This is a genomic window from Indiicoccus explosivorum (assembly GCF_002167005.1).
Classification (GTDB): domain Bacteria; phylum Bacillota; class Bacilli; order Bacillales_A; family Planococcaceae; genus Indiicoccus; species Indiicoccus explosivorum.
Map to the genome: position 1 here is coordinate 1 of NZ_NHTN01000082.1, position 2,707 is coordinate 2,707.

At 59.0% G+C, this 2,707-nt stretch carries 3 protein-coding genes; 1 reads left to right on the forward strand and 2 read right to left on the reverse strand.

Annotated elements, in window-relative coordinates:
* Positions 1–17 precede the first annotated feature (17 nt).
* Together CCE92_RS15640 and csaB are read right to left on the reverse strand one after the other, a co-directional pair.
* Positions 18–1,190, reverse strand: a complete 1,173-nt coding sequence (locus tag CCE92_RS15640) for a glycosyltransferase family 4 protein (RefSeq protein ID WP_088009627.1) — start codon at positions 1,188–1,190, stop codon at positions 18–20.
* 13 nt (positions 1,191–1,203) lie between these two features.
* Positions 1,204–2,313 (reverse strand): polysaccharide pyruvyl transferase CsaB, encoded by a 1,110-nt coding sequence (gene csaB / locus CCE92_RS15645; RefSeq protein WP_088009629.1) that lies wholly within the window; start codon positions 2,311–2,313, stop codon positions 1,204–1,206.
* Positions 2,314–2,449: 136 nt separating this feature from the next.
* On the opposite strand from csaB, the gene CCE92_RS15650 reads away from it, so the two are divergent.
* Positions 2,450–2,707: WecB/TagA/CpsF family glycosyltransferase (locus tag CCE92_RS15650; RefSeq protein ID WP_420913243.1), on the forward strand; the 258-nt coding region annotated here is incomplete at its 3' end.

The window sequence follows — 2,707 nt, forward strand, 5'->3', positions numbered from 1 at the left end:
CGGCCACATCAGCACATTCACTGCCCAAGCGCTTTCACGTAAATCGCTTCGTACTTCTCCGCGGCGGCGAAATGCGAATACTCGTCCACGATCTTCTGCCGGGCGGCCGCCGCCAGCTCCGCGCCATACGCAGGAGCATCCAGCAGCCGGATCATCGCCTCCGACAGCGCGCCGACATTCCGCTCCTCCACGAGCAGCCCGTCGCGCCCGTCGTCGACGATCTCCTTCAGCCCGCCGACCGCGCACGCGATCAGCGGAATGCCTGAACCCATCGCCTCCAGCGCCGAAATCGACGTCGCTTCCTCGACGCCCGCCGAATAAATCGACGGCACGAGCGCCACATCACTCAGCGCGTAATACTGGATCATATCGGCGTGATCGACGGCGCCGAGCATCGTCACGCGGTCCGCGATGCCGAGCTCCTGCGCCTTCGCCTTCATGTCATTCATCATTTCCCCGGTCCCCGCGAACACGAGCCGCGCATCCGGATACTTTTCCAGCACCGGCGGGAACGACAGGATCGGGTAGATGACGCCGTTCTTCTTCGTCAGGCGCCGGGGAATAAAGAAGATCTTGTCGTCCTGTGAAAAGCCATACGTCTCACGGAATTCCGCGCGCCGTTCCGTCTCCGGCTTGAAACTCTCGACGTCGATGAAATTCTTGATCATCGTCGCCTCGACACCGGTCTCGCGCTTGATGTACTCCTTGATGCGCGTATCCACCGTCACGACAGCGCGCGTCTTCTTATACATGCTGAACTCCACGTCGAGCAGCTTCTGCTTGTGCGCGCTGTCCTCGCCGACCGACCCTTTGGAGATGCCTTCATACGTCAAGTACCCGTGCGTCGTCGTCACCGTCGGGAGCCCCGCCTTGAGGGAGGCGCGCGTCGCGAAGACGTCCTGCGCGTTCACGATATCGAACGACTGGTAATACGCGTCCTTCAGCATCGCCTCCAGGAATTGCTGCCGGCGGTTGAGTGTCCATACGTACCCGGCGCCTAACGATACTTTATTGAGAATAAACGACGGACCCCGGGCGATCCAGTCACGGCGCCACTTCGCCACGTCCGAAAACGACAGCGTCTCCACTGTGTGTCCGAGGTGTTCCAGTCCGGTCTTCAGTGTCGTCATATGCGTCGACAGCCCGCCGAGATGCGGGTAGTCGTAGGATGTTGCCAACAAAATTTTCATAGCGTCAAAACCTCTATTTCCCGAATTTTTCCTTGAGCAGTTCGATGTTCCGCATGGCTTCCGACCGCAGCTCCGCCACGTTCGGCTCCATGATCGCCTGCGCTTCTTCCTTATGGTCCAGCAAATACAACGCGTTCTCCAGCATCCGGGTTTCATCGATCTCGCCGAGGCGGAATGAATACGGCCACATGCCGGAACGTTTCAGGAAGCTCTCCACTTTCCGGTCGTAGGAAAGACCGAGGTGCGGCACGGAGGCGAGCGCCGAGAAAATCAGGGCGTGCAGCCGGAGGCCGACCGTCAGCTCCGCGTGCCGGATGAAATTCAGGAACTCATTCGGCGAGAAGTCCGAGCCGAGCAGCAGCGTCCGGTCGGCATGCCGCATGCGCGACATGACATCCTGCGACGCCGGCACATCATACTTGCCTTCCATCGGCACGAACACCGGCGTCACGCCGCGCTGTTCGATCAGTCCGTCGAGCACGTACGCCATCTTGTCCAAGTAGTCCGGATGATCGAACCACGGGCGGACCGTCACCGCGACGATCTTCTCGTCGCCGGAAAGCGGGAGCGACTGGTACGCCCGGTCTTCTTCGTCCGAACGGAACGCGAACACGATGTCCGCCGTCACGACCGTCTCCGGCTTCGTGACCCCGAGCTTGTGCAGGTACTCTTTCGAATACGCGTCGCGCACCGTGATGAAATCCGCCTGATTGGCGAACGTCTTCATGAGCGTCTTGCCCCAGCGGGACGTCACCGGGCCGATGCCCTGCGAGAAGAACATCACCTTCGTACCCGCCGCTTTCGCCAGCTGCACGATCAGCAGATAATAAGGAAGCGGGCCGAATAAAAACTTCGTCGGGTATGTATCCTGCAGCAGCCCGCCCCCGCCTGAAATGAGCAGGTCCGCTTCGCGCAGCGCCCGCCACTTTTCTTTATTCGAATGGCGCCATGCCCGATAAATCGATTCCACTCCGTGCTCCGCCGACGTCTCCTCAGGGGACAGGGAGAACACCGTGATTTCCGGATTGTCGAGCTCCGCGCGCAAATTATCGATAATGGCCTTCAGAATCGCCTCGTCACCTGTGTTGCCGAGGCCGTAAAAGCCGGATAATACTATTTTCACATGTTTTCCTCCTCAAACAAAAGCCCTCAGCCCTTGTCTCCGTTAAATTCTATCACTGGGCAATCCGCCTGTGCAACTCAATTGGAAATCTGCTATACTTAGAAAATTGAAGACGCACGAAACGGGGTTTCAGACCATGAAAGAACAGTTTTTGGGGGTTCACGTTTCCCCGCTTACATACGAGGGTATCATACAAGATCTGAAAGAACGCATGCAGCACGGAGAGCAGTCGACCGTCATCGCCGTCAACCCGGAGAAAGTCATGGCGGCCGGCCGCGATCCGCAGGTGCTCGAGCTCATCAACGGCTCGACGTACCAGATCCCGGACGGCGTCGGCATCCTGCTCGCATCGAAACTCAAAAAAGGGGCCATCACTTCGCGCGTCACGGGCGTC